Here is a 23,441-nt window from a genome sequence, read left to right on the forward strand (position 1 = left end):
TACTGCTATTACGAGTCAGGGAGTACCTCATTTATTAAAAGCACAGACCCACCTTCTGGTACAGCAGGATTCCTACACAATAGCACAGCAGGTGCTGGCAACACTGAGCACTTCTGCATCTTTTGTGGGGGTCGCATTTTTACCCTACTACATATCCGCCGTCGGCGAGGTTGTTCTCAGGCACCCGTCAGGAGGCAGCCACTCATATATAACCGATCTCTTCGCAGTATCTGCAATGACATTGGAGTCTCAGATCAGGACATTTTTTATACTGATCAACCTGAAATTTTATTTTAACTATCTGACCAGTACGGTGTCTGAATATGTGGATAGGGAAAACAAAATCCTTGCCTGTGACGCACATCTTCCCCGCAAAGGCATTATGCCTGTCTATCCTGAACACCCCTGGCTGGCCAGTCATTATTATCAGCAGGTTGTATTCCCCGAAGATCAAAAGCCTTTCCTGGAAATCAATGTTCTGAATGATACGGGAAACAGTGCTGACATCAATCCGCCTGAAGACATTCCGGAATGGGTCAATTTATATCAAACGCTTTCTGACAACCGTATGGATAAACTGACTATCCAAATTCAGGGGATCAATAATAACCTATTAAAACTTATGATGAGTGGCGATCAGGTTTCTGAGGAAATAAACCTGCTTATTGACGCTGAAGCGGATGTTCAATGGGACTTAGAGACAATGACAACCCTCTGCTCACACTTTGCAGGGGATAAGGTTTACAGCCTCTTTCATGGACAAACCTTAAAGGCTGTTAACCGGGCCATTGAAAACGCAATGTCAGGCAATAGCGCTGAAAGGGATGTTTTTTCCCCACCTTTAACCGATGTTTTAAAAAGTCAAAAAGGCGCTGCGGTGATCGGCCTGAGTAGTCGCCAGAATAACCCGGTATCACGACTGGTTTACTCTGATCATGATCTTTTTACCCATCATCCGGGCTTTTTACTGCTCACTGACTCGAGTCAGCATTCAGAGAATCTGTTTTCACTGGCTCTCAGTACGACATCAGATAGACTGGCTACGGGGATTTCGTCGCAAAAAATCTGGAGGCAAGATCATATCAATGAGCTGATGTCACTACTTCAAATGGGAACCGGTCACTTGTTCTATCACTCCACGAATACCTATCTGGCAAGGTCGTCTAACTTTGGCTCAACCCCATCACCTCAACAGAGCAACTCCTTTAAAAACAGCCTGTCAAATGTTCGTGAGCCGACGACACAATTATCGAAACGCCCGGCAGTGCCCGCTTTTTTAAGATCATTGACACATAATTTCAAAGAGGTGGCAGAAGCTGGTAAACCGTCTCTCCGCAACAGACTGCACAGGCAGGATGTTTCAGAAGCTGGAGTAGATAGTGGCATAATCGCTAGTAGCCATGTCGCCACTCCATTGGTTTTAGGTGAAAGGACAGTTAATAAACATATAAAATACGGTGATAAATTTATAATGGTAAACCACTTATTTGATGAAGATCTTTTAAAAAAGGTCAACGAAGAAGTAGACAAAGATCGCCGATTGTTTGATGCCGATTTTCTGAAAAGCGAGATTGATAAATCCCCGTCTTGTGAATTTGAAATACCAAAGAATGATATTTTTGATCGTATCTTGGTGAGCTTTCAGGGGAGTAACATACGACACTCAACGCTTTTGCATTCCAGGAACCAAAACTTAATCAGTCATTTTGATGAAAATGGCAAGATAAAAGAAAAAGAAGCGTTCAAGAAAAATATTATTCATACTCGTTCAGAAGCCGTTAAAGAGCTATGCTGTCAGGCATTAGAAAAAATGGCTGATTCATTAGATTGGTCAGGTAAAAAGGTTGAAAAGATAAAGTTTTGGATAATTCGCTATCCCTCAATCAATCCTGACAGTTTTGAAGGATTCTTCTTCACTCCCCGGAACGTTGTGGATATGCCTTGGCATCGCGACAAAGGGCTGGCAAGTCTGGTCGTACAGTTGAATGACAACGATTGTGAGCTTGAATATTCAGGCGGTGGGCTTAATATTGGCCAGTCTTTAAGCCCTGAGTTTGCTGTTGCCTCGCCAGATAAAGGTACGAAAGAAACACATCGTTATAAAAGAAATTGCGGTTTTATCTTTACTAACAGGAAGGGGTTGGTTCATCAATGTGAAGATATAGACTTTAAAAGAAGTAATGATGAGAAAAAAGTGGCAGAAAAACGCATAATTGCTGTATTAGCTGATGACTGGTAACCACAAAAGCTCTTTGGCGAAATCACCGGCACCTTTAATCAGTAATGGCGAGTCTCAGCGAACCTATCTTGTTGTGGCGGGAGCCTGACTGTGAGGTCAGGCTCGTTTGATCATCAATCCTTCTTTCGAAGTTCAGTGATTTCCACTTGGTTAAGGTCACTGAAGGTCAATACATGTCGGCCATCGGCGCTGATGTTGGCTGGTCTGGACGCTATCTCGTGTTGAACAGTGGCTTTTTTTACCCAGGATCCATCGACCCCAAGACTATAAATGTTCGCCATATTGTCATCACTGGCGGTTGTTATAACATGGCATCCATCGCCACTAAAAGCGGCTCGTTGAACCGGACCTTTGTGGTGAATGGTGGCTTTTTTTACCCAGGACTCAGTGGCCTCCAGGCCATAGATTTTTGCCGTGTGATCGTCGCTGGTGGTCACCAGGTGGCGTCCATCGGCGCTGAAGTCGGCTGAGTTGACTGACTCATTGTGTACAATGGTGGTCTCTTTTACCCATAATCCAGGGACCCTCTGGCCATAGACCTCTGCCGTACCATCTCTGCTGACGGTCACCATATGACTGCCATCGGCGCTGAAGTTGGCTGAGTAGACCACCTCATAGTGAGAAATCCTGAGTATTTCTTTCCATGACCCATTGGCCTGTAGGACACAGATTTTTGCCGTGCCATCTTCACTGGTGGTTGCCATATGGCGACCATCGGCGCTGAAAGTGGCTGAGGTGACAAAATAATTATGGGAAATGGTAGACTTTATTTCCCAGAATCCGTCGTCCCCCTGACCGTAGATTGTCGCATTGTTATTTGTATCGACAATCAACACATAACGGCCATCGTAGCTTAAGCTGGCCGACCTGGCTGGACAATTATGCTTAACAGATTCTTTTTCTTCCCATGATCCATCGTCTTTCTGGCTACAGATTTTCATTATGGCATCATAACCGTTAGTCACCACATGGCGACCATTAGCACTGAAGGCCGCCCACTTGACTGAAATTTTATGGAGAATGTTGGCTTTTATTTCCCATGATCCATCGTCCTCCAGACCATAGATTTTCACTGTGCAATCGTTACTGGCGGTCACCACATGACGGCCATCGGAACTGAAGGCGGCTGATCTGACCGTTTTGTTATGGTTAATAGTGGCTTTTAGTTTCCATGATCCGTCGTTCTCCCGGCCATGGATTTCGACTTCTTCAGCAACAGTGGCAATCAGTGCATGGCGACAATCAGCGCTGAAGGTGGCCGAAATGACAGTGTGACGTTTGCTCATTTCGGCTGTTTTCACCAGGTCAAATTCTTTACATTGAGACATCAGTTTACTGTTGTTGAAAAGAAGCAGAGCAGGAAAATAAGCCTTATCTCGATGTTTTATGAGTGACTCGACAGTGTCCTCATTGGCAAACGGCTTCAACCAATCACGGAGCTGTTGTCCATCTTTCGTCGTAGCGATGGTCCTTAGTTGATCCTGGCGTGGTGAAGGAAACCGGCGGTACCATGCTCTTTCCAGAGTTTTCTCTCTTTCAACAAAATCGCGAAGATATTTGCATACTCTTGCTAAACGGGTAATCTCTCGAAAACTCAAATAGCGAATAATCATAGATTTTGTTTCGTTAGGCAAATAGAAGAATGAAGATTGATATTGGTTATATACACTAACGCCCCTGCCGGCACTGACACCTGCTGGTGTTTCATCCAGTGGAAGTTGTTCAGATGTTGGCGAGAGTGATCCGTCAATGCCGGAATGGCTTTCCATGGGCTCCATGCCTGAATCCTCCATAGCTCTATAGTTGGTATTCATCCTCGCTTGGTAAGGACATTCGAAATTGATTTGGTCTATTAGAGTCGGTTTGGTGATGGAAGTTCAAAATATTGAACGGGTTATTCCTTCTTCCGTAGTTCAGTCATTTTCGTCGTGGTATATTCATCGACGGTCAACACATGTCGGCCATCGGCGCTGATGGTGGCGAATTTGAGCTTCTCCTTGTGTCGAATAGTGGCTTTTTTTACCCATGATCCATTGGCCCCTGGACCATAAATTTTTGCCTTTTTGTCACCTATGGCGGTCGTTACGACATGGCAACCATCAGCACTAAAGGCGGCTGGTCGAACCCAACCTTTGTGGGCAATGGTGGCTTTTTTTGTCCATGATCCCCGGGTCTCCTGGCCATAGATTTTTGCCCTGCGATCTTTACTGGTGGTCACCAGGTGACGGCCATCGGGACTAAAGTTGGCTGAGATGACTGACCGTTTGTGTTTAATGGTGGCTTCTTCTACCCATGACCCGGGAGTCTCTTGACCATAGATTTTTGCCGTATCATCTTCACTGGCGGTCACCAGATGACTGCCATTGGCGCTGAACCTGGCTGAGTAGACCACATTATCATGAGAAATTTTGACTATTTCTTTCCATGATCCATCGGCCTGCAGGGCATAGATTTTGGCCGAACAATCTTCACTGGCGGTTACCAGATGACGCTCATCGGCGCTGAAGGTGGCTGAGTAGACAATACCCCTATGAGTAATGGTGCCTTTTACTTTCCATGATCCATCTTCCTCCTGACCATAGACTGTGGCATTTCTACCAAAATCGTCGACCAGCACATGACGGCAATCGCCGCTCAAGCTGGCTGAGGAAACCGGACCATTATGTTTGATTGTGGCTTTTTCTTCCCATGATCCATCGGTCTTCAGACCATAAATTTTCATCGTCTCATCCATACTGGCAGTCACCAGATGGCGGCCATCAGCACTGAAGTTGGCCGATCTGACCGAAAATTTATGGGAAATGATGGTCTTTACTTCCCATAAGCCATCGTCTCCCAGACTACAGATTCTCGATGTGCGATCATAACTGGCGGTCACCAGATGCCTGCTGTCTGGACTGAAGGAGGCTGATCTAACCCAATCCTCATGGGAAATGGTGGCTTTTGTTTTCCATGATCCATCGGTCTTCCGGCCATAGATTCTCACCTTACCCATACTGGCGGTTACCAAGTGGCAACCATCGGGACTGAAGGTGGCTGTGGTGATACCGTAATCATGGTTAGTTTTTTTTCTGGTCACCATGTGAAATTTTTCACATTGAGACATCAGTTTACTGTTGGTGAAAAGTAACTGAGCAGGAAAATAACTGCTCTTTCGTTGTTTTATGAGTGACTTGATCGTGCCTTTATTCGCTAACGGCTGCAACCAATTACTGAGTTGTTGCTTATCTTTTGCTGTAACGATGGTCTTTAGTTCATATTGGTGTGCTGAAGGAAACCGGCGAATCCATGCTCTTTCCAGAGCCTTATTATTTTCAACATGATCACGAAGATATTTGCATACCCTTACTAAACGGGTAATCTCTCGAAGACCCAAATAGCGAATGATCATAGATTTTGTTTCGTCGGGCAAACAGAAGAATGAAGATTGATTTTGGTTATATACAGCAACGTCCCTGCCGACACTGACACCTGTGGGTGCTCCCTCCAGTCGAGGTCTCTTGGGTGTTGGCGAGAGTGAACCGTCATTGCTGGAAGTGTTGTTCAAAGGATTCATGCCGGGCTTCTCCAGAGCTCCAATGTCAGTATTTATCCTTGCTTAAAAAGGTCATTCAAAATGGATTCGATCAGTTAGAGTCGGTTTTATAATGAAAGTTCAAAATACTGAGGGTAGTGTAACCAAGAAAAAGAACAGCCCTGATCCGGGAAAATGGCAGGAAGAAATTTTTTCATTAAGAGCCCGGTGCAAAAATTGCCACCGGGTTTTCGATATAACGCTATTTTTTAATTGGTTCTCACCAAAAATAAGCTTAATTACTGTTCATTTAGAAACAGTCCGAGCAAGAAACTATTATTCACTTTGCGCGGTCATTTCAGCAAAAAATGCTTCTAATTTTTGAGGTTTATCTAAAAAGATAGAATACATTTGACAGGCAAAATCATCAGGAAATACATCGCTAACCCCGGCATCTAAACTTTCGAACGTTCTGATTGCCACCTCTTCAGGAGCAGGTTTATCCATCTCAATGCCTTCAGCCAGGCGAGTGTCCGTTGGGCCGGGATAGACCCCTAAAACCCGTATCCCAAACCTGCTTAAATCTGCTCGCAACCCCTGGGTATAAGAGTGCAATGCTGCTTTTGTGGCTGAATAAGGCCCTAAAGATGGGAAATTACTTATGGCCGCAATGGACGAAATATTAATTATGGCTGCCTGATCAGACGCTTTTAATTTCGGCAGTAAAGCATGGGTCAGCGCCATTGGACCCAACAAATTCACTTCCATTTCTTTGCGTGCCACCTCAACGGCTTCGGGCTCGGTGGTGTGGATTCCTGTGGCAATCCCCGCATTGTTAATAAGAATATCCAGCTCTGGTATGGACTCCCTCACGTTGGTCACATGCTCGTTATTCGTTACATCCAAATGGATGGGCTTAATCACCCGGGGGTCAAGGGCAATGACTGACGTCAAATTATCCAGATCACGAGCAGCGGCATAAATGGTTTTAGCCCCCTGTTCCAATAAAATCTTTACAAAACCTTCTCCAATCCCTCGATTGGCACCTGTCACCAACACGACTTTATCTTTGACAGAAAACGACATAAGACTCTCCTTAACAGTAAAGGATGGGCGACTCTGCAACGGCAGAATGAATCCTTCAGGCTAATTCGGTAATCAATTGCTCCCACGTAGTTCAGTGATTCTAGCCGTGTAATCTTCACTGGCGGTCACTATATAGCGGCCATCGGCGCTGAAGGTGGCTGAGGTGATCGGCCTCTTGTGAGAAATGATGGCTTTTATTACCCATGATCCATTGTGGCTCAGACCATAAATTTTCGCCTTTTTATCGCTACTGGCGGTCACCAAATGACAGCCATCAGGACTGAAGGTGACAGATCGGAGCCAATCTTTGTGGTAAATGATGGCTTTTTCCACCCATGATCCATCGACCTGCAGGCCATGGATCTTTGCTGTGTGATCACAACTGGCGGTCACCACATGGCGGCCATCGGGGCTAAAGGTGGCTAAGGTGGCTGCCCTGATGTGGTTAATGGTGGCTTCTTCTTCCCATGATCCAGAGGTCTTCCCACTGTGTCAGGATTGTTGTCCCGGTTAATAATTAACCAACTAATAAAACAGTGGGCGGTAGACAGGTTATCGTGCCTCGTTATTCTGAAGAACGTAAAGCTGCTGTATTGAAAAAGCTTTTGCCACCCGTTAATCGCTCTGTTCCTGACGTCGCCAAAGAAGAGGGCATTAGCGAGCAGACCCTGTACAATTGGCGCAGACAGTTAAGAGATAAAGGGTTGCCCGTGCCAGGGAATGAACATAATTCAGAGCAGTGGTCTGCTGAAGCCCGCTTTGCCGTAGTCGTTGAAACTGCTGCACTTTCTGAAGCAGAGCTGAGTGAGTATTGCCGTAAAAAAGGGCTTTACCCAGAACAGGTGCACGAGTGGAAGCAAGCCTGTATTTCTGGTGCAGAACAGTCTGGACAACAGGCCAGACAAGAGAAAAAACAAGCTCAACAGGATCGAAAGCGTATTCTGAAACTTGAGAGCGAGCTTCGCCGTAAAGATAAGGCGTTAGCCGAAACTGCTGCTCTTTTGGTACTGTCAAAAAAGCTCGATGCCTTCTACGGGATAGACAACGAGGACAACTGACTCCCCTTGATGAACGCCTGAAATTGCTGACATGGTTTGATGAGGCCACAGCAAACGGGGCGCCCCGCTGGAAGGCTGCAGAACAACTACTGGTGTCTTTAAAAACATTGAATCGATGGCGTGACAACACGGGCCAGGTAATTCCTGACAAACGGCCTGGAGCCTTACGATTATCACCGTCTAATAAGCTGACAGAAGAGGAGGAGCAGCGTATTCTAACAGTGTGCAATAAGCCAGAAAATGCCAGCTTGCCACCCTCGCAAATTGTGCCGATGCTGGCAGATAAGGGTGAATATATTGCTTCAGAATCGAGCTTCTACCGGGTACTAAAAAAACATGACCAGCATCATCATAGAGGACGATCAAAGAGGCGATCAAAAAGCAGTAAGCCGACCACGTATGTAGCTTCTGGCCCTAACCAAGTGTGGTGTTGGGACATTAGCTACTTTCCGTCGAAGGTGCGCGGTCAGTTTTGGTATCTATACCTCATCCTGGATATATACAGCCGTAAAATTGTTGCGTGGGAAGTACACGACAAAGAGTCAGGGGAACTGGCTAGTAGCTTGATTAACAGGGCTGTAGTCGCTGAGCGATGTGTTAACAAGCCGATGGTTCTGCACTCTGACAACGGAGCACCAATGACGTCGCATACATTCCAATCAAAACTGGCATACCTTGGCATCATACCGTCGCATAGCCGACCAAGAGTGAGTAATGATAACGCTTTTGCAGAGTCCGTGTTTAAGACATTGAAGTACTGTCCGCAATGGCCGTCCCAAGGTTTTCTGACACTGGAAGAAAGCAGAAATTGGATGCTGTCGTTTGTCAGGTTTTACAACCAAGAGCACCGCCATAGCTCTATTCGCTTTGTGACACCAGAACAGCGTCATGATGGACGTGACAAAGCGATACTGGAGCAGCGAAAACGGGTGTACAAGAAAGCACGTGAGAAAAATCCGTTGCGTTGGTCTGGCAAGTGCAGAAACTGGGAACCAGTTGGTTCTGTTGCGTTAAACCCGGAACGGGAATCAGGGGCTGCTGACTGTATCAAAATAGCAGCATAAAACTTGGTTATCGGGACAACTATCTTGAAAAACACCGTCTTCAGGCCATAGACTTTTGCCGTGTTATCTTTACTGGCAGTGACTACATGGAGGCCATCGAGGCTGAATGAGTCTAAGAAGACTCCACCCTTATGACTAATGGTGGCTTTTTCTTCCCATGAACTATCATCCTGCAGGCCGTAGATTTTTGCCGTGTGATCTTCACTCGCGGTCGCCACATATCGACCATCGGCGCTGAAGCAGGCTGAGAAGACTCCACTTTCATGGGAAATAGTGGTCTTTTCTTCCCATGACCCATTGGCTTCCCGGACATAGATTTTTGCCATGTGATCTTCACTTGCGGTCAGCACATGACAACCATCGGAGCTGAAGCTGGCCGAATTGACCGGACCATCATGTTGAATAGTGGCTTTTACTGACCATGATCCATCGTCGCCCCGACCACAGATTTTTGCCGTGTGATCGTGACTGGCAGTCACCACATGGCTGTCATCAGCACTGAAGCTGGATGAGTAGACCCAACTATTATGGGAAATGGTGGTTTTTACTTCCCATGATCCATCATCTCTTTGACTGCAGATTTTCGCTGTGTGATCACGACTGGCGGTCACCAATTGACAGCCATCGGCACTTAAGGTGGCTGATTTGACCCAACTATTATGGGAAATGGACGTTTTTTCTTTCCATGATCCATTGGCCTCTCGGCCACAGATTTTCACAGTACTATCCAAACTGGCGGTCACTAAATGGCGGTTATCGGCGCTTAGAGTGGCTGTCTCCACATCGTGACGATGGATAATGGTTGCTTTTTTCACCAGGTGGAATTTTTTACATTGAGACATCAGTTTACTCTTGTTAAAAAGGACCAGAGCGTGAAAATAAGCGCTATCTCGATGTTTTATGAGTGACTCGACAGTGTCTTCATTCGCAGACGACTTCAACCAATCACGGAGTTGTTGCTCATCTTTTGCCGTAACGAGGGTCTTTAGTTGATATTGGTATGGTGAAGGAAATCGGCGAATCCATGCTCTTTCCAGAGCTTTATCGTCTTCAACAAGATCGCGAAGATATTTGCATACCGTTACTAAACGGGTAATCTCTCTAAGACCCAAATAGCGAATAACCATAGATTTTGTTTCGTCGGGCAAACAGAAGAATAAAGATTGATTTTGGTCATATACAGTAACGTCCCTTCCTGCACTGACACCCATTGGTGCTTCCTCCGGTTCGGGCTGCCTGGGTGTTGGCGGGTTTGAAACGTCGGTGCTTAAATGGCTGTTCATTGGGTCCATGCCCGATTCCTCAACGGCTTCAAAGTCAATATTTATCCTCCCATAGAAAAGGAGGCTCAAAATGGATCAGGTCTGTTAGAGTCGGTTTTGAAATGGAAGTTCAAAATATTGAAGTCAGTGGAATTAAGAAAAAGAAGAGTCCTGGTCCGGGAAAATTCATTCCTGCAAAAAGCATTTCTGTCTGATAGCCGACTGCAATCAACGGGTTTTACACTCATCAGCTCATCAAAGTTTCCGCAGTTCAGTGATTCTTGCCTTGTGATCATAACTGACTGTCAACACATGTCGGCCATCGGGGCTGAAGGTAGCTAAGGAGATGTCCTCCTCGTGATTAATGATGGCTTTTTTTACCCATGTTCCATCGGGACCCAGACCATAAATTTTTACCTTTTTGTCATTATCGGCCCAGGTTATCAGATGGGTACCATCAGGACTGAAAATGGCTTCTGAGCTCCAACCTTTCTGGCGAATAATGTTTTTTCTCTCCCATGATCCATCTTCCCGCAGGCCATAGATGAATACCTTGTTATCAGTTCCTTTAATCGCCAGATGGCGGCCATCGGGGCTGAAGGTGGCTGAGTGCATGCCCTTCTTGCGCTTCTTGCGAGAAATGCCGGCTTTTCTCACCCATGATCCGGCGGCCTTCTGGTTATGGGCTTTTGCCGTGTTATCTTCACTGGCGCTTACCAGATGGCGGCTATCGGCGATGAGGCTGGCTGAGTAGATCGCATCATCATGAAAAATTCTGACTTTATAGCCACTGATGACGGTCACCAAATAGCAGCTATCGGGGCTGAATGAGGCTGAGAGGACAGTATTGTCATGAACAATTGTGGCTGTTTCTCTCCATGATCCATCGTCCTGCAGGTCACAGATTTTCGCCGTACGATCTTCAGCGGTGGTGACCAGGCGGCGGCTATCGGCACTGAAGCTGGCTGAGAAGACCATGCCCTCATGGCTAATGGTGGCTTTTACGCCCCAGGATCCATCCTCCTCCTGGCCATAGATTGTCACCGTGTTATTTGAACTCACTATCAACAAATGGCGGCTATCTGAGCTGAAGCTGTCTAACTTGATCGTACCCTCATGTTTAAAAGCGGCCTTTTCTTCCCAGGCTCCACTGGTCTCCTGACCATGGATTTTCACCGATTCATAATGACTGGCAGTCAACAGATAGCGGCCATCGGGGCTGAAGGTGGCTAAGATCGGAGCCTCATGGGAAATGGTGGATTTTACTTCCCATGATCCATCACCCTGCTGAACATGGATTTTCGCAACTTTAAGGTTATTTCCATCGGAAATCAGAAAATGCCGGGTATCGGAGCTGAAGCTGGCTGATAAGACCAGACCATTAAGGTTAATAGTGTCTTTTGCTTCCCAGGAGCCATCGGTCTTCTGGCCACAGATTTTCAACGTAAAATCACAACTGGCGGTCATCATAAAGCGGCCATCGGCGTTGAAGCTGGCTATGGTGATCTTTCTGAAATGGGTGGTTTTGATTTTATTAACCGACTTAAATTGTTCACATTCAGACATCAGTTTACTGTTGTTGAAAAGGAGCAGAGCAGGAAAATAAGTACTCAGTCGTTGTTTTATGATTGGCTCGACAATGCCCTGAGGTGCAAAAGGGCTCAACCAGTCACGGAGTTGTTGCTCATCTTTTGCTTTAACGATGGTCTCTAGTTGATATTGGTGTGGTGAAGAAAATTGGCGATACCAGGCTCTTTCCAGAAGTTTATCTTTTTCAATAAGATCGCGAAAATATCTGCATACCTTTTTTAAATGGGTAATTTCGCGAAAACCCAAATAGCGAATAATCATAGATTTTGTTTCGTTGGGCAAATAGAAGAATAAAGATTTATTTTGGTCACATGCGGTAACGTCCCTGCCTGCACTGACACCTGTTGGTCCTTCCTCCAGTCGATGTTGCTTGGGTATTGGCGGGTGTGAAACGTCGATGTAGGAATTACTGTTCATAGTCTTCATGCCCGATTCCTCCCTGGTTCAGGTCATTATTTATCCTTGCATAGAAAAGGACATTTAAAATGTATTAGTTCTATTAGAGTCGGTTTTGTAATGGAAGTTCAAAATATTGAAGTCAGTGGAATTAAGAAAATGAAGAGTCCTGGTCCGGGAAAATTCATTTCTGCAAAAAGCATTTCTGTCTGATAGCCGTCTGCAGTCAATGGGTTTTACACTCATTAGCTCATCAAAGTTTCTGCAGTTCAGTGATTCTTACCTTGTGATCATTACTGATGGTCAACACATGTCGGCCATCGGGGCTGAAGGTAGCTGAGGAGATGCCCTCCTCGTGAGCAATGATGGCTTTTTTTAGCCATGTTCCCTCGGGACCCAGACCATAAATTTTTGCCGTTTTGTCATTATCGGCCCACGTCACCAGATGGGTACCATCAGGACTGAAGGTGGCTTCTGAGAAATGACCTTTGTGGCAAATGACGGTTTCTTTCTTCCATGATCCATCTTCCCCCAGGCCATAGATTATTACCTTGTTATCAGTGCCGTTGATCGCCAGATGCTGGCCATCGGGGCTAAGGGTGGCTGAGTGGATGCCCTTCTTGTGAGAAATGGTGGCATTTTTCACCCATGATCCAGCCGCCTTATGGCTATGGGCTTTTGCCGAGTTATCTTCACTGGCGCTTACCAGATGGCGGCTATCGGCGATGAAGCTGGCTGAGTAGATCGCATTATCATGAAAAATTCTGACTTTTCTTTGGGTGATGGTCACCAAATAGCAGCTATCGTGGCTTAATATGGTTGAGAAGACAGTATCGTCATGAGCAATTGTGGCTGTTTCTCTCCATGACCCATCGTCCTGCAGGTCACAGATTTTTGCCGTGCGATCATCAGCGGTGGTGACCAGACGGCGGTTATCGGCGCTGAAGGTGGCTGAGAAGATCTTACCCTCATGGGTAATGGTGGCTTTTACATCCCAGGATCCATCGTCCTCCAGACCATAGATTGTCACTGTGTTATATGAACTGGCGATCAACAAATGACGACTGTCTGAGCTGAAGCTGAACGACATGATCGTATTATCATGTTTTAAAGCGGCTTTTTCTTCCCATAATCCATCGGTCTTCTGGCCATGGATTTTCACCCAATTATATTGACTGACGGTCAACAGATAGCGGTCATCCGGGCTGAAGGTGGCTGAAATGATACCACCCTCATGGGTGATGGTAGCTTTTACTTCCCATGATCCATCTTTCCCCTGAGCATGGATTTTCGCAGTCTCAGAGTTATCTCCATCGGAAGTAAGAAAATGACAGGTATCAGAGCTGAAGCTGGCCGCAAAGACTGCACCATCAAGGTTAATAGTGTCTTCTGCTTCCCATGATCCATCGGTCTTCCGGACACAGATTGTCAACGAGCCATCGTCACTGGCCATGATAAAGCTGGCATCAGCGCTGAAGCTGGCTGTGTAGACCTCGTCAAAATGGGAGATTTCGTTTTTTTTCACTAACTTGAATTGTTCACATTCAGACATCAGTCTGCTGTTGTTAAAAAGAAGCAGAGCAGGAAAATAAGTACTCAGTCGTTGTTTTACCATTGACTCGACAGTGCCCTGAGGTGCAAAAGGACTCAACCAATCACGGAGTTGTTGCTCATCTTTTGTTTTAACAATGGTCTTTAGTTGATGTTGGTGTGGTGAAGAAAATCGGCGATACCAGGCTTTTTCCAAAAGTTTATGGTTTTCAACAAGATCGCGAAAATATCTGCATACCTTTTTCAGGCGGGTAATCTCGCGAAAGCCCAAATAGCTGATAATCATAGATTTTTTTTCGTCGGGCAAACAGAAGAATATAGATTGATTTTGGTCATATACAGTAACGTCCCTTCCTGCACTGACACCCGTTGGCGCTTCCTCCGGTCGAGGTTGTCCCGGTGTTGGTGGTTTTGAAACGCCGATGCTGGAATTGCTGTTCATGGGGTCCATACCCGATTCCTCCCTGGTTCCAAAGTCATTAAGTACCTAACCAGTTGGTTTCGCATATTCTGGACGGCGGCTTTTTCCATCCTTCTGCGTTCCAACTCTGGTTGCGTAGCTATGGCTACGCGCCCGTCGTTGCGCCTTGAAGGATGAAAAAATCCTCTCGCCAGAATATGCGAAACCAACTGGCCAGGTACTTATTTATCCTTGCATAGAAAAAGACTTTCAAAATGGATTCGATATTTAGAGTTGGTTTTGTAATGGGAGTTCATAACATTGAGGTCAGTGAAACTAAGCAGCCTGTCGGACTTAAGCGTCCGTAGCGAGGATTGCAAGAAATTGAGGATAAAAATCTCTGTTTCTGAGGAGAATAGCGAGCTATTTGACGAAGAAACAGGGATTTTTAGACCAATTTATTGCAACCGCACGACTGCATGGATGCAGGAGCTAGAGCAACGCAGGAGCAGTTGCCGTGTAGGACAGTCTTAAGTCCGACAGGCTGCTAAGAAAACCTGAGTTCGACGCAAAAAAAACAGAGTCCTGATTTCGGGAAATGATAGAAAGAAACATTTCATTAAGAGCCCACTGCAAAAATTGCCATCGGGCGTTTGATATAACGCTGTTTGCTGATCGGTTCTGAGAAAAAATACATTCATTCGATCATCAATCGTTCTTCCATAGTTCGGTGATTCTCACCTTGTGATCTGTACTGGCGGTCACCAGGTGTCGGCCATCGATGCAGAAGGTAGCTGAGAGGACTACTTCATCGTGTAGAACGGTGGCTTTTTTTACCCATGAGCCATCCTTCCCCAGACCATAAATTTGTGCAGTGCAATCTTCACTGGCGGTCGCCACAAGGCAACCATCGGCACTGAAGGTGGCGGATAGGACCCTGCCATTGTGGGTTATGGTGGCTTTTTTTACCCAGGATCCACCGGCCTCACGGCCATAGATTTTCGCTGTTTTATCATGACTGGCGGTCACTAAATGGCGGCCATCGGCGCTGAACCTGGCTGACATGATATCCCCATTGTGTTCAATGGTGGTTTTTTTTACCCATGATCCAGGGGTCTCCTGACTGTAGACTTGCGCCGTATTATCATCTCTTCCGGTCACCAGATGGCGACCATCGGCGCTGAACTTGACAGAGTAGAAAAAAATATCATGAGAAATCGTGGTTATTTCTTTCCATGATCCATCGTCCTGCAGGTCACATATTTTCGTTTTCTTATCGGAACTGACGGTTGCAAGATGGCGGCAATCGTCGCTGAAGAAGTGTGAGTGGACAAAATTATTATGGTTAATGGTGGCTTTGACTTCCCATGACCCAATGGCCTCCTGACTGCAGATTTTCATAGTGTTATGTCCAACGCGTATCAACGCATGACGGCCATCGGAGCTGAGGCAGGCCCAATTGACACCACCCGGATCAGTAATGGTGGCTTTTGCTTGCAATGATCCATCGTCCTCCAGACCATAGATTGTCGCAACGTCAGATGTATTGACTACCAACAGAGGACAGCCATCGGCGCTGAAGCTGGCCAATTTGATTGGAGTATCACAGTTAATAATGTATTTTGCTTCCCATGATCCATCGGTCTTCTGGCCGTAGATTTTCAACGTATTATCGAAGCTGGCGGTGATCGCATGGCGACCATCAGCACTGAAGGTGGCTGAAATGACCGAATTATTATGGGAAATGTTGGCTTTTGCTTCCCATGATCCATCCTCCTTCGTACCATAGATTTCCACCCTGAAACCACTGACGACCAACACATGCCGGTTATCGGCGCTGAAAAAGGCTTCATAGACCCAACCATTTCTGGGAATGGAGGCTTTTACTTTCCATGATCCATCGGTCTCCTGACTACAGATCTTCACTGTACCATCAAAGCTGGCGGTCACTAAGTGACGGCTATCGGCGCTTAAGGTGACTACAAAGATATTGCTGGGATGGGTAATTTCGTTTTTTGTCTTTAAGTTAAATGTTTCACATTGAGACATCAGTTTACTGTTGTTGAAAAGGAGCAGAGCAGGAAAATAAGTACTCTTTTGTTGTTTTACGAGTGACTCGACAGTGTCTTTATTCGCAAACGGCTTCAACCAATCACGGAGTTGATGCTCAGCTTTTGTCGTAGCGATGCTCTTCAGTTGATACTGGTGTGGTGAAGGAAACCGGCGATACCAGGCTCTTTCCAGAGATTTATGGTTTTCAACAAGATCGCGAAAATATTTGCATACCTTTGCTAAACGGGTAATCTCCCGAAAACCCAGATAGCGAATAATCATGGTTTTTGATTCGTCGGGCAAACAGAAGAATGAAGACTGATTTTGGTTATACACACTAACGTCCCTGCCTGCGCTGACACCCGTTGGCGCTTGCTCGAGTCGAGACTGCTCAGGTGTTGGCGAGAGTAAACCGTCATTGCTGGAACTTTGGTTCAAAGGGATCAAGAGCAGCTCCTCGAGAGCTTTAGAGTTAATATTTATCCCCGCATAGAAAAAGGATATTTAAAATGAATAAATCTGGTTCCCATGCTTTCAGGCCCTGTGGGTCTCAGCGTGGGAACGAGTTGATTACCGTCATTCCCGGCTTCATTCTCGTCATTCCTGCGAAGGCGGGAATCCACACTGACTCACCACCAGAACCCTACTGCCCGGTGCACCCCTGGCCTTGTCATCCCCGAGAAGGCAGAAATCCACCGTTAGCGCTGGATTCCCGCCTTCGCGGGAATGACGACCTCAGAGCACGGGAACGAGCTGTTGGAGTTTTGCGACACCCTCAGAATGACTTGGAGTGACTTAGAGGGGACATCCAAAACTGATTCGATCTATATAGACTCGATTTTGTCGTGGAAGTTCAAACTACTGTTCTTCCATAGTTCAGTGATTCTCACCTTGTAATCTTCACAGGTGGTCACCACATGTCGGCCGTCGACGCAGAGGGTGGCTGAGAGGACTACTTCACCGTGTGGAACGGTGGCTTTTTTTACCCATGAGCCATCCTTCCCCAGACCATAAATTTGCGCGGTGCAATCTTCACTGGCGGTCACCACAAGGCAACCATCGGCACTGAAGGTGGCGGACAGGACCCTGTCATTGTGGGTTATGGTGGCTTTTTTTACCCAGGACCCACCGGCCTCACGGCCATAGATTTTCGCTGTTTTATCATGACTGGCGGTCACTAAATGGCGGCCATCGGCGCTGAACCTGGCTGACATGATATCCCCATTGTGTTCAATGGTGGTTTTTTTTACCCATGATCCAGGGGTCTCCTGACTGTAGACTTGCGCCGTATTATCATCTCTTCCGGTCACCAGATGGCGACCATCGGCGCTGAACTTGACAGAGTAGAAAAAAATATCATGAGAAATCGTGGTTATTTCTTTCCATGATCCATCGTCCTGCAGGTCACATATTTTCGTTTTCTTATCGGAACTGACGGTTGCAAGATGGCGGCAATCGTCGCTGAAGAAGTGTGAGTGGACAAAATTATTATGGTTAATGGTGGCTTTGACTTCCCATGACCCAATGGCCTCCTGACTGCAGATTTTCATAGTGTTATGTCCAACGCGTATCAACGCATGACGGCCATCGGAGCTGAGGCAGGCCCAATTGACACCACCCGGATCAGTAATGGTGGCTTTTGCTTGCAATGATCCATCGTCCTCCAGACCATAGATTGTCGCAACGTCAGATGTATTGACTACCAACAGAGGACAGCCATCGGCGCTGAAGCTGGCCAATTTGATTGGAGTATCACAGTTAATAATGTATTTTGCTTCCCATGATCCATCGGTCTTCTGGCCGTAGATTTTCAACGTATTATCGAAGCTGGCGGTGATCGCATGGCGACCATCAGCACTGAAGGTGGCTGAAATGACCGAATTATTATGGGAAATGTTGGCTTTTGCTTCCCATGATCCATCCTCCTTCGTACCATAGATTTCCACCCTGAAACCACTGACGACCAACACATGCCGGTTATCGGCGCTGAAAAAGGCTTCATAGACCCAACCATTTCTGGGAATGGAGGCTTTTACTTTCCATGATCCATCGGTCTCCTGACTACAGATCTTCACTGTACCATCAAAACTGGCGGTCACTAAGTGACGGCTATCGGCGCTTAAGGTGACTACAAAGATATTGCTGGGATGGGTAATTTCGTTTTTTGTCTTTAAGTTAAATGTTTCACATTGAGACATCAGTTTACTGTTGTTGAAAAGGAGCAGAGCAGGAAAATAAGTACTCTTTTGTTGTTTTACGAGTGACTCGACAGTGTCTTTATTCGCAAACGGCTTCAACCAATCACGGAGTTGATGCTCAGCTTTTGTCGTAGCGATGCTCTTCAGTTGATACTGGTGTGGTGAAGGAAACCGGCGATACCAGGCTCTTTCCAGAGATTTATGGTTTTCAACAAGATCGCGAAAATATTTGCATACCTTTGCTAAACGGGTAATCTCCCGAAAACCCAGATAGCGAATAATCATGGTTTTTGATTCGTCGGGCAAACAGAAGAATGAAGACTGATTTTGGTTATACACACTAACGTCCCTGCCTGCGCTGACACCCGTTGGCGCTTGCTCGAGTCGAGACTGCTCAGTTGTTGGCGAGAGTAAACCGTCATTGCTGGAACTTTGGTTCAAAGGGGTCATGAGCAGCTCCTACAGAGCTTTAGAGTTAATATTTATCCCCGCATAGAAAAAGGATATTTAAAATGAATAAATCTGGTTCCCATGCTTTCAGGCCCTGTCGGTCTCAGGGTGGGAACGAGTTGATTACCGTCATTCCCGACTTCATTCTTGTCATTCCCGACTTCATTCTCGTCATTCCCGACTTCATTCTCGTCATTCCCGGCTTCATTCTCGTCATTCCCGGCTTCATTCTCGTCATTCCCGCGAAGGCGGGAATCCACACTGACTCACCACCAGAACCCTACTGCCCGGTGCACCCCTGGCCTTGTCATCCCCGAGAAGGCAGAAATCCACCGTTAGCGCTGGATTCCCGCCTTCGCGGGAATGACGACCTCAGAGCGTGGGAACGAGCTGTTGGAGTTTTGCGACACCCTCAGAATGACTTAGAGTGACTTAGAGGGGACATCCAAAACTGATTCGATCTATATAGACTCGATTTTGTCGTGGAAGTTCAAACTTCTGTTCTTCCATAGTTCAGTGATTCTCACCTTGTAATCTTCACAGGTGGTCACCACATGTCGGCCATCGACGCAGAAGGTGGCCGAGATGACTGCCCTGTTGTGTACAAGGGTGGCTTTTTTCACCCATGATCCATCCTTCCTAAGGCCATAAATTTGTGCCGTGTTATCCTTACTCGCGGTCACCACAAGGCAACCATCGGCACTGAAGGTGGCTGATCGGACCTTATCTTTGTGGGCTATGGTGGCTTTTTTTACCCAGGATCCACCGGCCTCACGGCCATATATTTTCGCTGTTTTATCATAACTGGCGGTCACCAGATGGCGGCTATCGGCGCTGAACTCGGTTGAGATGATCCTCTCATTGTGTTTAATGGTGGCTTCTTCTACCCATGATCCAGGGGTCTCCTGACCATAGACTTTCACAGTAATATCATCACTTCCGGTCATCAGACGGCGACAATCAGCGCTGAACTTGAGAGAGTAGAAAAAATGATCATGAGAAACCGTGGTTATTTCTTTCCATGATCCATCATCCTGCAGGTCAAATATTTTCGCTGTATTATCGGAACTGGCGGTTGCAAAATGGCGGCAATCGTCGCTGAAGGAGTGTGAGTTGGCAAAATTGTTATGGTTAATGGTGGCTTTTACTTTCCATGACCCAATGGCCTCCTGACCGTAGATTTTCAAAGTGTTAGGTCTAAAGCGGATCAACGCATGGCAGCCATCGGAGCTGAGGCAGGCCCAATTGACACCACCCGGATCAGCAATGATGGCTTTTGCTTGCAATGATCCATCGTCCTCCAGACCATAGATTGTCGCAACATCAGATGTATTGACAACCAACAGATGACGGCGATCGGCGCTGAAACTGGTCAATCTGGTCGAAGCATCACAGTTAACAATGTATTTTGCTTCCCATGATCCATCGATCTTCTGGCCATAGATTTTCAGCGTATTATCCAAACTGGCGGTCACCACATGACGACCATCAGCACTGAATGTGGCTGAGATGAGCCAGGGATTATGGGAAATGTTGGCTTTTGCTTCCCATGATCCATCCTCATTCATACCATAGATTCCCGCCCTGAGACGACTGACGACCAACACATGGCGGTTATCGGTACTGAAAATGGCTTTTTGGACCCAACCATTATCGGGAGTGGAGGCTTTTACTTTCCATGATCCATCGGTCTCCTGGCTGCAGATCTTCACTATACCATCCAAACTGGCGGTTACTAAGTGGCGGCTATCGGCGCTTAAGGTGGCTATCAAGATATGGTCAGGATGGGTAATTTCGGTCTTTGTCTCTAAGTTAAATATTTCACATTGAGACATCAGTTTACTGTTGTTGAAAAAGAGCAGAGCAGGAAAAGAAGTACTCTTTTGTTGTTTTACGAGTGATTCGACAGTGTCCTTATTCGCAAACGGTTTCAACCAGTCACGGAGTTGTTGCTCATCTTTTGTCGTAGCGATGGTCTTCAGTTGATATTGGTGTGGTGAAGGAAACCGTCGATACCAGGCTCTTTCCAGAGCGTTATGGTTTTCAACAAGATCGCGAAAATATTTGCATACCTTTGCTAAACGGGTAATCTCCCGAAAACCCAAATAGCGAATAATCATGGTTTTTGATTCATCGGGCAAACAGAAGAATGAAGACTGATTTTGGTTATACACACTAACGTCCCTGCCTGCGCTGACACCCGTTGGCGCTTGCTCGAGTCGAGACTGCTCAGTTGTTGGCGAGAGTAAACCGTCATTGCTGGAACTTTGGTTCAAAGGGATCAAGAGCAGCTCCTCGAGAGCTTTAGAGTTAATATTTATCCCCGCATAAAAAAGGATATTTAAAATGAATAAATCTGGTTCCCATGCTTTCAGGCCCTGTGGGTCTCAGCGTGGGAACGAGTTGACTCCCGTCATTCCCGGCTTCATTCTCGTCATTCCCGGCTTCATTCTCGTCATTCCCGGCTTCATTCTCGTCATTCCCGCGAAGGCGGGAATCCACAATGACTCACCACCAGAACCCTACTGCCCGGTGCACCCCTGGCCTTGTCATCCTCGAGAAGGCAGAAATCCACCGTTAGCGCTGGATTCCCGCCTTCGCGGGAATGACGACCTCAGAGCATGGGAACGAGCTGTTGGAGTTTTGCGACACCCTCAGAATGACTTAGAGGACTTAGAGGGGACATCCAAAACTGATTCGATCTATATAGACTCGATTTTGTCATGGAAGTTCAAACTACTGTTCTTCCATAGTTCAGTGATTCTCACCTTGTAATCTTCACTGGCGGTCACCACATGTCGGCCATCGACGCAGAAGGTGGCTGAGAGGAGGGCTTTATTGTGTACAACGGTGGCTTTTTTCACCCATGATCCATCCTTCCTAAGGCCATAAATTTGCGCGGTGTTATCCTTACTGGCGGTCATCACAAGGCAACCATCGGCACTGAAGGTGGCGGATCGGACCTTATCTTTGTGGGCTATGGTGGCTTTTTTTACCCAGGTTCCATCGGCCTTAAGGCCATAAATTTTCGCTGTTTTATCATAACTGGCGGTCACCAAATGGCGGCCATCGGCGCTGAACTCGGCTGAGTTAATAGAGTCATTGTGTTCAATGGCGGCTTTTTCTACCCATGATCCAGGAGTTTCCTGACTATAGATTTTCGCCGTTTTATCATCACCTATGGTCACCAGATGACGACCATCGGCGCTGAACTTGACAGAGTGGACAAAACGATCATGAGAAATCGTGGTTATTTCTTTCCATGATCCATCGTCCTGCAGGTCACATATTTTCGCTGTCTTATCGAAACTGGTGGTTGCAAGATGGCGGCAATCGTCGCTGAAGGAGTGTGAGTGGACAAAATTATTATGGTTAATGGTGGCTTTGACTTCCCATGACCCAATGGCCTCCTGACTGCAGATTTTCACAGTGTTATGTCCAACGCGTATCAACGCATGACGGCCATCGGAGCTGAGGCAGGCCCAATTGACACCACCCGGATCAGTAATGGTGGCTTTTGCTTGCAATGATCCATCGTCCTCCAGACCATAGATTGTCGCAACGTCAGATGCATTGACAACCAACAGATGACGGCCATCGGCGGTGAAGTTGGCGAGCCTGATCGGAGTATCACAGTTGATAATGTATTTTGCTTCCCATGATCTATCGGTATTCTGGCCATAGATTTTCAGCGTATTATCCAAACTGGTGGTCAACGCATAGCGACCATCATCACTGAATGCGGCTGAAAGGACCCAACGATTATGGGAAATGGTGGCTTTTGCTTCCCATGATCCATCCTCCTTCATACCATAGATTCCCGCCCTGAGACGACTGACGACCAACAGATGGCGGCTATCGGTGCTGAAAATGGCATCTTTGGCCCAACCATTATTGGGAGTGGAGGCTTTCACTTTCCATGATCCATTGGTTTCCTGCCTACAAATCTTCACTGTACCATCCATACTGGCGGTCACTAAGTGACCGCCATCGGCGCTTAAGGTGACGACTGAGATCATGCTGGGATGGGTAATTTCGTTTTTTGCCTCTAAGTTGAATGTTTCACATTGAGACATCAGTTTACTGTTGTAAAAAAGGAGTAGAGCAGGAAAACAAGTACTCTTTTGTTGTTTTACGAGTGATTCGACAGAGTCCTTATTCGCAAACGGCTTCAACCAGTCACGGAGTTGTTGCTCATCTTTTGCAGTAGCTACGGTCTTTAGTAGATATTGGCGTGGGGAAGGAAACCGGCGATACCATTCTCTTTCCAGAGTTTTATGGTTTTCTAAAAGATCGCAAAGATATTTGCATACCTTTGCTAAACGGGTAATCTCCCGAAAACCCAGATAGTGAATAATCTTGGTTTTTATTTCATCAGGCAAACGGAAGAATGAAGATTGATTTTGGTTATATGCAGTAACATTCCTGCCTGCAACGATGCCCGTTGGCACTTGTTCGAGTCGAGACTGCACAGGTGTTGGTGAGAGTGAACCGTCATTGCTGGAATTATTGTTCAATGGGGTCATGAGCAGCTCCTCCAGAGCCTCAGAGTCAATATTTATCCTCACATAGAAAAGGACA

At 46.5% G+C, this 23,441-nt stretch carries 15 protein-coding genes and 1 pseudogene; 5 read left to right on the forward strand and 11 right to left on the reverse strand.

Translation table 11 applies throughout. The annotated features are described in order from the left end of the window. The first annotated feature begins 568 nt into the window (after positions 1 to 568). A complete protein-coding gene (locus P6910_RS00805) occupies positions 569 to 2,239 on the forward strand; it encodes a hypothetical protein (RefSeq protein ID WP_317144387.1) in 1,671 nt (556 codons plus the stop codon). A 113-nt stretch (positions 2,240 to 2,352) separates the two neighbouring features. Here the strand turns inward: P6910_RS00805 and P6910_RS00810 are convergent, their stop codons facing one another. From P6910_RS00810 to P6910_RS00825, 4 genes are all read right to left on the reverse strand, one after another. Next, positions 2,353 to 4,053 (reverse strand): F-box/WD40 repeat-containing protein, encoded by a 1,701-nt coding sequence (locus P6910_RS00810; protein WP_317144388.1) that lies wholly within the window; start codon positions 4,051 to 4,053, stop codon positions 2,353 to 2,355. Positions 4,054 to 4,133: 80 nt separating this feature from the next. Then, entirely contained in the window at positions 4,134 to 5,795 is a 1,662-nt protein-coding gene (locus P6910_RS00815; RefSeq protein ID WP_317144389.1) for an F-box/WD repeat-containing protein, read from the reverse strand. Positions 5,796 to 6,089: 294 nt separating this feature from the next. Beyond that, a complete protein-coding gene (locus P6910_RS00820; RefSeq protein WP_317144390.1) occupies positions 6,090 to 6,839 on the reverse strand; it encodes an SDR family NAD(P)-dependent oxidoreductase in 750 nt (249 codons plus the stop codon). A gap of 72 nt (positions 6,840 to 6,911) precedes the next feature. After that, positions 6,912 to 7,289, reverse strand: a complete 378-nt coding sequence (locus P6910_RS00825; RefSeq protein WP_410493909.1) for a WD40 repeat domain-containing protein — start codon at positions 7,287 to 7,289, stop codon at positions 6,912 to 6,914. Positions 7,290 to 7,396: 107 nt separating this feature from the next. Here P6910_RS00825 and P6910_RS00830 point away from each other — a divergent pair. Then, a protein-coding gene (locus P6910_RS00830) for an IS3 family transposase (RefSeq protein WP_317144392.1) occupies positions 7,397 to 8,961 on the forward strand; the annotation gives its coding sequence in 2 pieces (ribosomal slippage) (positions 7,397 to 7,850 and positions 7,850 to 8,961; 1,566 coding nt in all). Positions 8,962 to 9,152: 191 nt separating this feature from the next. Here the strand turns inward: P6910_RS00830 and P6910_RS00835 are convergent. From P6910_RS00835 to P6910_RS00850, 4 genes and pseudogenes are all read right to left on the reverse strand, one after another. Further along, positions 9,153 to 10,253, reverse strand: a pseudogene (locus P6910_RS00835) (F-box/WD repeat-containing protein); the annotation flags it as partial. 225 nt (positions 10,254 to 10,478) lie between these two features. After that, positions 10,479 to 12,239 (reverse strand): F-box/WD40 repeat-containing protein, encoded by a 1,761-nt coding sequence (locus tag P6910_RS00840; protein WP_317144393.1) that lies wholly within the window; start codon positions 12,237 to 12,239, stop codon positions 10,479 to 10,481. Positions 12,240 to 12,462: 223 nt separating this feature from the next. After that, the gene (locus tag P6910_RS00845; RefSeq protein ID WP_317144394.1) at positions 12,463 to 14,211 is read right to left on the reverse strand and encodes an F-box/WD40 repeat-containing protein; all 1,749 of its coding nucleotides are present in this window, start codon (positions 14,209 to 14,211) and stop codon (positions 12,463 to 12,465) included. Between the two features lie 657 nt (positions 14,212 to 14,868). After that, positions 14,869 to 16,659, reverse strand: a complete 1,791-nt coding sequence (locus tag P6910_RS00850) for an F-box protein (protein ID WP_317144395.1) — start codon at positions 16,657 to 16,659, stop codon at positions 14,869 to 14,871. Positions 16,660 to 16,721: 62 nt separating this feature from the next. Between P6910_RS00850 and P6910_RS00855 the strand changes: the two genes are divergently transcribed. Beyond that, positions 16,722 to 17,006 (forward strand): hypothetical protein, encoded by a 285-nt coding sequence (locus P6910_RS00855; RefSeq protein ID WP_317144396.1) that lies wholly within the window; start codon positions 16,722 to 16,724, stop codon positions 17,004 to 17,006. 30 nt (positions 17,007 to 17,036) lie between these two features. Here P6910_RS00855 and P6910_RS00860 read toward each other — a convergent pair whose 3' ends face one another. After that, positions 17,037 to 18,860, reverse strand: coding sequence for an F-box/WD40 repeat-containing protein (locus P6910_RS00860; protein ID WP_317144397.1), 1,824 nt, complete (start codon positions 18,858 to 18,860; stop codon positions 17,037 to 17,039). Positions 18,861 to 18,922: 62 nt separating this feature from the next. Between P6910_RS00860 and P6910_RS00865 the strand changes: the two genes are divergently transcribed. Beyond that, complete coding sequence (locus P6910_RS00865; protein ID WP_317144398.1) at positions 18,923 to 19,291, forward strand: hypothetical protein; 369 nt, start codon at positions 18,923 to 18,925, stop codon at positions 19,289 to 19,291. A 30-nt stretch (positions 19,292 to 19,321) separates the two neighbouring features. Here the strand turns inward: P6910_RS00865 and P6910_RS00870 are convergent, their stop codons facing one another. Beyond that, positions 19,322 to 21,145, reverse strand: coding sequence for an F-box/WD40 repeat-containing protein (locus P6910_RS00870; protein ID WP_317144399.1), 1,824 nt, complete (start codon positions 21,143 to 21,145; stop codon positions 19,322 to 19,324). Between the two features lie 61 nt (positions 21,146 to 21,206). On the opposite strand from P6910_RS00870, the gene P6910_RS00875 reads away from it, so the two are divergent. Continuing rightward, the gene (locus tag P6910_RS00875; RefSeq protein WP_317144400.1) at positions 21,207 to 21,635 is read left to right on the forward strand and encodes a hypothetical protein; all 429 of its coding nucleotides are present in this window, start codon (positions 21,207 to 21,209) and stop codon (positions 21,633 to 21,635) included. Here P6910_RS00875 and P6910_RS00880 read toward each other — a convergent pair. Next, the gene (locus P6910_RS00880) at positions 21,563 to 23,386 is read right to left on the reverse strand and encodes an F-box/WD40 repeat-containing protein (protein WP_317144401.1); all 1,824 of its coding nucleotides are present in this window, start codon (positions 23,384 to 23,386) and stop codon (positions 21,563 to 21,565) included. The genes P6910_RS00875 and P6910_RS00880 overlap by 73 nt on opposite strands. Positions 23,387 to 23,441: the final 55 nt, after the last annotated feature.

The organism is Endozoicomonas sp. 8E (assembly GCF_032883915.1).
Lineage (GTDB): Bacteria > Pseudomonadota > Gammaproteobacteria > Pseudomonadales > Endozoicomonadaceae > Endozoicomonas_A.